Origin of the sequence: Saccharothrix sp. NPDC042600 (genome assembly GCF_040647305.1) — a bacterium.
In the GTDB taxonomy this organism is placed as follows: Bacteria; Actinomycetota; Actinomycetes; order Mycobacteriales; family Pseudonocardiaceae; genus Actinosynnema; species Actinosynnema mutabilis.
The window spans coordinates 220320-228277 of the sequence record NZ_JBEZBW010000004.1; the positions used below are offsets into that span (position 1 = coordinate 220320).

The 7958-nt window shown below is 72.1% G+C and carries 5 protein-coding genes; all 5 read left to right on the top strand.

Annotated features, from left to right (window positions below; genetic code table 11):
- The 5 genes from pstA (at position 1) to AB0A74_RS05535 (ending at position 7780) form a co-directional block, all read left to right on the top strand.
- The gene (gene pstA, locus AB0A74_RS05515) at positions 1-1125 is read left to right on the top strand and encodes a phosphate ABC transporter permease PstA (protein ID WP_358247678.1); all 1125 of its coding nucleotides are present in this window, start codon (positions 1-3) and stop codon (positions 1123-1125) included.
- Positions 1122-2654 (top strand): phosphate ABC transporter substrate-binding protein PstS, encoded by a 1533-nt coding sequence (gene pstS, locus AB0A74_RS05520; RefSeq protein ID WP_358247679.1) that lies wholly within the window; start codon positions 1122-1124, stop codon positions 2652-2654. Before pstA ends, pstS begins: the two co-directional genes overlap by 4 nt.
- Positions 2651-4990 carry a hypothetical protein gene (locus AB0A74_RS05525; RefSeq protein ID WP_358247680.1) on the top strand — a complete coding sequence of 780 codons (2340 nt, stop codon included), beginning with the start codon at positions 2651-2653 and terminating at the stop codon, positions 4988-4990. The genes pstS and AB0A74_RS05525 overlap by 4 nt, the downstream gene beginning before the upstream one ends.
- A gap of 208 nt (positions 4991-5198) precedes the next feature.
- The gene (locus tag AB0A74_RS05530; protein ID WP_358247681.1) at positions 5199-6185 is read left to right on the top strand and encodes a substrate-binding domain-containing protein; all 987 of its coding nucleotides are present in this window, start codon (positions 5199-5201) and stop codon (positions 6183-6185) included.
- A gap of 71 nt (positions 6186-6256) precedes the next feature.
- Positions 6257-7780 carry an Ig-like domain-containing protein gene (locus AB0A74_RS05535; RefSeq protein WP_358247682.1) on the top strand — a complete coding sequence of 508 codons (1524 nt, stop codon included), beginning with the start codon at positions 6257-6259 and terminating at the stop codon, positions 7778-7780.
- Positions 7781-7958: the final 178 nt, after the last annotated feature.

Genomic DNA, 7958 nt, shown 5'->3' on the forward strand with positions numbered 1-7958 from the left:
ATGACCGAAGTCCGCCGCGTGACGCGCGCCCGCCGGGGCGCGGACATCGCCGCCGTGCTGGGCGCGCTGGCGTCGGCCGCCGCCCTCACCGGCCTGCTGTTCGACCAGATCGCGCCGTTTTCCGGCGTGGTCGGGTTCATCGCCATCGCGTACCCTCTCTTCCTCGGCCTGTACGCACTGCTGGTGTCGTTGGACGACAACGCCTTGGCGGTGCGGGACAAGCTCGCCGGCGCGGTCGTGCACAGCCTGGCGTTCCTCGCCCTGGCCGCGCTTCTCACCATCGTGGCCTACCCGATCATCATGGGCTTCGACGCCCTGGGACATCTCAACTTCTTCACCGAGGACATGGCGGACGCCGGCACGCTGGACCCGCTCGACCTCGGCGGCGTCCTGCACGCGGCGGTCGGCACGCTGGAGCAGATCAGCATCGCGCTGGTCATCACCGTGCCGATGGGCCTGGCCTGCGCGGTGTTCCTCAACGAGACCCGAGGCTGGTTCACCCGCCTGGTCCGCACGGTCGTCGAGGCGATGACCGCGCTGCCGTCCATCGTGGCCGGTCTGTTCGTCTACGCCTCGCTCATCCTGGTGGTGGGCTTCGAACGGTCCGGCTTCGCGGCGGGCTGCGCGATCAGCGTCATGATGCTGCCGATCATGATCCGGGCGGCGGACGTGGTGCTGCGCCTGGTGCCCAGCTCGCTCAAGGAAGCCTCGCTGGCGCTGGGTGTGGGCCAGTGGCGCACGGCGTGGCACGTCACGCTGCCCACCGCCCGGTCCGGCCTGACCACCAGCGTGCTGCTGGCCACCGCGCGCGGCATCGGCGAGACCTCGCCGGTGCTCATCACGGCCGGGTTCACCCCGTTCCTGAACTGGAACCCGTTCACCGGCTCGCAGGTGTCGCTGCCGCTGGCCACCTACCAGCTCGTCACCTCCTCCGAACCGACCATGAAGGAACGCGGGTTCGGCGCGGCGGCCGTGTTGATGGGCCTGGTGCTGGTGCTGTTCGTGCTGGCCCGGGTGGTCGGCGGGCGCGGCCCCGGCGAGCAGTCCGCGCGCCGGGCCCGCCGCCGCGAGCGGCAGTCGCAGTCACACCTCCGCCGCATCCAAGCCGTTCAAGGAGTGTCATGACCAGGACCACCCTGGCGGTCCTCGCGGTTCTCGGCGTGCTCCTGGGCACGACGCCGTCGGCCGCCGCGCAGAGCTACACGCCCATCAGCGGCGCGGGCTCGACGTGGAGCTACAACGCGCTCGACCAGTGGCGCAAGAACGTCGTGCAGTACGGCATGCGGATCAGCTTCGCCGGCACCGGGTCCAGCGACGGCCGCAACCAGTTCCGCGCGGGCCAGGTGGACTTCGCGGTCTCCGAGATCCCCTACGGCCTGGAGGACAACGGCAAGAAGGAGGCGTCACCGCCGACGGGTTCCTTCGCCTACATGCCGATCGTGGCCGGCGGGACGTCCCTTATGTACAACCTCAAGATCGGCGGCAAGCGGGTCACCAACCTGCGCCTGTCCGGCGAGGTGGTCACGAAGATCTTCACCGGCGCCATCACCTCGTGGGCCGACCCGGCCATCGCCCGCGACAACCCCGGCCTCAAGCTGCCCAACCGCAAGGTCGTGCCGGTCGTGCGGTCGGACGGTTCGGGCACCAGCGCCCAGTTCACCGCGTGGATGGCGGCGCAGCACCCCGCGGTGTGGGACGACTTCTGCCGCCGCGCCCAGCGCGCCACCCCGTGCGGGTTCACCTCCAACTACCCGTTGATCGCGCCGGTGGTCGGTCAGAACGGCTCGCTCGGCGTGGCCAACTACGTGCGCCAGGAGGGCAGCGAGGGCTCGATCACCTACGTCGAGTACTCCTACGCCCGCAACGCGAACTTCCCGGTGGCCAAGCTGCTCAACGCGGCCGGCTACTACGTCGAGCCGAAGGCGACGGCCGTGGCGGTCGCGCTGCTCAAGGCCGGCATCCGCGAGGACCTCACCCAGGAACTCGGCCAGGTCTACGCCAACCCCGACCCGCGCAGCTACCCGATGTCCAGCTACAGCTACATGATCCTGCCGGTCGTCGAAGGCGGGAAGTTCACCAGGGACAAGGGGCGGACGCTGTCCGACTTCGCCTACTACTTCCTGTGCGAGGGCCAGCAACAGGCCGACCGGCTCGGCTTCTCGCCACTGCCGATCAACCTGGTCCGCGCGGGCCTCGACCAGGTGGCCCGCGTGCCCGGGACGACCCGGCAGAACAAGGACATCGGCAAGTGCAACAACCCGACGTTCTCCGCCGACGGGTCCAACACGCTGGCCAAGAACGCCCCCATGCCGCCGGACTGCGACAAGCAGGGCGCGGCGCAGTGCGAGGAGGGCACCGGCGGCGCGGCGGAGGAGACCGACACCGGCGGCGGGTCGGACACCCCGCAGGCCGACGCGGCACAGCCGACCGACGCGCCCGTCGCCGCCGAGACCCCCGGTGAGCAGGCCGCGGTGGACGACCCGAAGACCGCGCGCCGGTCCGTGCAGGGCGCTTCGGCGGTGCCGGTGTCGGTGGACGTCCGGGACCACGACACCACGTTGCCGGTCGTGATCGCCGTCGTGCTGCTGGCCGCGCTGGTCGTGGGCCCGCCGCTGGTCGCCAGACACCTGCGCGGACGGGACGGGAACGGATGAGACGCCTGCTGCTGGCCGCGCTCCTGGTCCTCGCCGGCGTCGCCGTGTGGCCGCCGGCCGCGACCGCCCAAACCGACTCGGCGCAGACCGTGTCCGGGTCGGGGGAGTTCGAAGACCTGAAGGTCACCGTCGCCCAGACCAGGGGCCTGATCAACCAGACCGTCCGGATCAGCTGGACCGGCGGTGAGGAGACCGGGCCGGTGGGCCGGTTCGCCACCCACTACCTCCAGGTCATGCAGTGCTGGGGCGACGACCCGGCCGGACCGACCCGCGAGCAGTGCCAGTTCGGCGGGCTGGACGCGCAGACCGGCCTGGGCCTGGGCGACTACACCAAGAGCCGCCAGATCCGGTACCACAACCCCAGGGACCCGGCCGAGACCGAGGAGCCGCCGGCCGGCGGCGCCGCGTACGCCCCGTTCCGGCCGGTCACGGGCGAGCCCACGACCAGCTTCGGCAAGTACTTCGACGGCGGCACCACCAACGAGGTGCCCTTCGCCAAGACCCGCCGCGACGGCACCGGCGACCTCGACTTCGAGGTGCAGACCGCGCTGGAGGCCTACGGGCTGGGCTGCGGGGCGGTCCGCGCGGACGGCCCGGACCGCGGCAAGCCCCGGCACTGCTGGCTGGTCGTCGTCCCGCGCGGGGACACCGAGGTCAACGGCCGGAAACCCGGCGTGGACCACACGTCGAGCAACCTCGACTCCTCGCCGCTGAGCGCCACCAACTGGAAGAACAAGATCCAGGTCAGGCTGGAGTTCCAGCCGGTGGGTCGGGCGTGCCCGATCGGCGTGGAGGAGCGGTCGCTGACCGGGCACGAGTTCGTCGCCGACGCGGTGGCGCGCTGGCAGCCCGCGCTGTGCGCCGGCGGCGGCACGGTGTTCGGGTTCACCCAGGTGCCCGACGGCATCGCCCGCGACCAGCTCGCGGGGGCCGACCCCGGCATGGTCCTGCTCAGCGAGCCGCAGTCGCCCGACCAGGCCACCCGGCCCGTGGTGTACGCGCCGGTCGCGGTGTCCGGGTTCGCCATCGCGTTCGTGCTGGAACGCCAGTCCCGCGGCCCCGAGGTCGAGACCGACCCGGCGGTGTGGGGCCGGGACGGGCAGGTGATGACCGAGCTGAAGCTGACCCCGCGGCTGGTCGCGAAGCTGCTCACCCAGTCCTACCGGGACGTCGTGCCGGGCGGCCAGGACTACCTCAAGGGCAACCCGCGGCGGCTCAACGAGGACCCCGAGTTCCTCGACCTCAACCCCGAGTACCGCACGTACGGGGTGCTGATGAACGCGCTGGACATCCTGTCGCCCTCGACCGACCTCGACGCCGTGACCGCGCTGTGGACGTGGATCGACGCCGACCCGGACGCCCGCGCGTTCCTCAACGGCACCCCGGACCCGCACGGCATGGTGGTCAACAAGAACTACCAGGGCCTCGCGCTGCCCGTGCCCAACTTCCCCAAACAGGACCTGACCTGCGTGGACCTGCCCAAGATCGGCCCGGAGTGCGCGTTGCTGCTGCGCCCGCTGGCCGCCGACCTGCACGAGGCCGGCCGCGCGATCAGTCGCGGCGACACCCTGGGCAAGACCCCCAACGGCCTGCCCGACCCGGCGGACCCGGCCAAACCCGGCTACTCGCGGGTGCCGCGCCAGCCCATCGGCGAACGCAGCCTGCTGGCCGTGGTGGACACCGCGACCGCCGCCCGCTACGGCCTGCCCACCGCCAAGCTGCGCAACGCGGCGGGCAACTTCGTGGCCCCCGACCACGCCGGGCTGGCCGCCGCGCTGAACGAGATGACCCCGACCGCGGTGCCGGGCGTGCGACGGGCCAACCCGAAGGCGACCGGGTCCGGCGCGTACCCGTTGCCCAGCGTCACCTACGCCGCCATCGCACCCTCCACAGTGGACAAGCAGCGCGGTGCGGAGTACGCGAAGTTCCTGCGCTACGCCACGGGCCCCGGCCAGACCCAGGGCGAAGCCGCGGGCCGGTTGCCGCTGGGCTACCTGCCGCTGCCGGACCCGATGCGCAGGCAGGCCGCCGACGCCGCGACCGTCATCGAGCGTGACGCGGGCAAGCCGCTCGCCACCGAGGCGCAAGCCGTGGCGCGGACGACCACCGCGACCACCCGGCCCACCCAGGCCCCGGCGTCCGCGCCACCACCGCCACCCGCCGCACCGGCGCCCACCTCGACGTCGGCCACCCCGGTCGCGGAGGTACGGGCCACGCCGGCGCTGCCGGTCACCTGGGTGCTGCGGTACCTGCTGGCCGGATTGCTGGTAGCGGGCGGCGTGGCGACCGCCGCCGGACCGGTGCTGCTGCGCCTGGGCGGCCGACCACCGGAGTGACGTCCGCCGCTCATCCCGACCCGTCCGCCCGGCACCCCGGCGCGCGACAGACCAAGCAGGAGAACACGAGGGGGAGGTGAGGCACCCGCCCGACCCGCCGGAGTTGCCGCTCCAGCGGGACGGACAAGCACCGAGCCGGTGCGCCAACACCGGCACCCGTGTGCGGACACCGGTCCGCGCACACTTCGCGGAGAAAAGGATACATGCAGTGAGCAGGAAGCGTTTGCTCTGCGCGGCCTTCGCCGCCCTGGCCGCCGCGGCCCTCGTCGCGTCCCCGGCCCAGGCCGACCCGACCGGCACGCCCACCTACCGCGACATCGCCGTCGTCGGCTCGGACACGACCCAGACCGTCATGAACGGCCTGGCCGACGCCGTCACGGTGGACGGCGTCAAGCGCCTGGGCTCCTACGACGCCCGCGGCAGCGAGACCATCAAGACCAAGGAGACCGGCTGCGTCATCACGCGTCCGGCGTCCTCCGGCGCGGGCGTCACCGCCCTGGTCGCGTCGCTGGAGGCCGGTGACGGCTGCGTGCAGGCCGCGCGGACCTCGTCGAACAACTCGGCCAACTACGCGGGCAAGAACCTCACCTACGTGCCGTTCGCGGTCGACGCCATGACCTACGCGGTGCGCGGCGACAGCACCCTGAGCAAGAAGCTCACCACGGCGCAGCTCAAGTCGATCTACAACTGCACCGCGCCCGGCTCCGGCACCAACTTCAAGCCGCTGCTGCCGCAGTTCGGCTCGGGCAGCCGGGACTTCTTCCTCAAGCAGCTCGGCCTGTCCAACACGGCGAACTTCACCACGCAGTTCCCGTGCGTCAGCGACGTGGACGTCAACGGCGAGCCGATCCAGGAGCACGTCGGCACCTACCTGACCGACACCAAGCACATCCTGCCGTACTCGATCGCCGTCTACCTGTCCCAGGTCTACGGCACCGCGCCGGCCGCGCAGGGCAAGGCCGTGCTGGCCACGTTCAACGGCATCGCGCCGTCGCAGCTCAACACCGCTTCGACGTTCAAGCGGGACGTCTACAACGTCATCCCGTCGGCCAAGGTGACCGACCCGCAGTACGCCCAGATCTTCGTCGGCTCGTCGTCGCTGATCTGCGCCAACCAGAACGTGATCAAGCAGTACGGCTTCGGCATCTCCGAGAACTGCGGCTCCACGCAGCTCGTCACCCCGCCCGCTCCCTGATCCTCTTCTCCTCGAAAGGCACGATCGTGCGCGCTAACACCGCAATCCGTCGCCTGCTCGGTGGCGCCGTAGTGCTCGCAGCCGCGGCTGCGACGACCCTGGGCACCGCGGGCGCCGCGCTGGCCGCCCCGCCCGCCGGCAACCTGGGCACCCTGTCGATCAGCAAGACCAGCGGCACCGACGTGGAGGCCCCGTCCTACACCACGTCCGCCGGCTGCGCCGCCGACTCCGACGGCTACAACCTGTTCGTCTACGGCCCGGGTGGCTTCGAGAACGGCCTCATCGGCACCACGCCGACCGACGTCGGCTTCTCCACCTCCGGCCCGATCACCGTCGTGCAGGGCCTGTCCTTCAGGGACATCGCCGTCGACAACAGCACCACCGTCCAGCCCGGCGTCTACACCATCGCCGTGAACTGCGTGGACCTGTTCTCGGGCGAGGTCAAGGGCACCTTCACCCGGACCGTGACGTTCACCAGCGCCACCCAGTGGACCGCCGTGGACGCCGTCTCGACGTCCACCGCGCTCGCCGTGTCGCCGAACGCCCCGGTCACCGAGGGCACCCCGGTCACGCTGACCGCGACCGTCACCCCGGCCTCGGCCACCGGCACGGTGCAGTTCAAGGACGGCGCGGGCAACCTGGGCGCGCCGGTCGCGGTGTCCGGTGGTGCGGCCACCTTCACCACCACGCTGCCGCAGGGCACCCGCTCGCTGAGCGCGGTGTTCACCGGCTCGGCCGCGCACATCCAGGGCTCCACCTCGCCGGTGGTGTCCTACCAGGTCAACGCCCCGGCGGCGATCACCACCACGACCGCGCTGGCGGTCACCCCGAGCGGTTCGGCCGCGCAGTACAGCCCGGTCACCCTCACCGCCACCGTGGCCCCGGCCGGCGCCGCCGGTTCGGTGCAGTTCCTCGACGGCGCGGCGAACCTGGGCAACCCGGTCCCGCTGTCCGGCGGCACCGCCACACTGAGCACCTCCACCCTCGCGGTGGGCGCGCACAGCTTCTCGGCGCGTTTCGTCCCGGCGAACGCGGGTGCGTACGAGCCGTCGCAGTCCGCGGCCGTGGCGCTGGAGGTCACGCCGTTCGCCGGTGTCACCGCCTCGGAGACCATCACCACCGAGGTGCTCGCCGGTGAGCTGCTGATCAGCGTCGCCGACCAGAACGTGGTGCTGCCCTCGCCGGTCATGGCCGCCGACGGCTCGCTGCTGACCACGTCCGGTGCGCTCAACCCGATCACCGTCACCGACACGCGGGCCGGCAACCCGGGCTGGAACGTCTCCGGCCAGGTGACCGACTTCGCCAGCGGCACCAACGCGATCAACGGCGCCAACCTCGGCTGGAGCCCGAAGATCGTGGACAAGTCGCCGGTGCAGAACATCACCGCCGGCCCGGTCGTCGAGCCCGCGAACGCCCTCGTCCCCGGCGCCGCGGCACCGGCCGGCCGGGGCCTGGCGTCCTCGCGCACGCTCGCCACGGCGGCGGCGCTGGGCGGCAACGGCACCGCGAACCTCGGCGCCGACCTGGCGCTGAAGGTGCCGACGTCCACCCTCGCGGGCACCTACACCGCGGTCCTGACGCTCACCGCCATCTGATCCACCGGCCGGGGCGGGCGTGTCGTGCCCGCCCCGGCCACCCTCCAGTGAGGACAGTGCTATGAAGCGGATCCGGCTTCGGGCGGCGGCATTCGGCCTGCTCGTGGTGGTGGCGCTCGGCCTGGGGCAGCCGCTGCCCGCGGGGGCGGCGCTCGGCGCGGCGGGGGCGCTCGGCGCG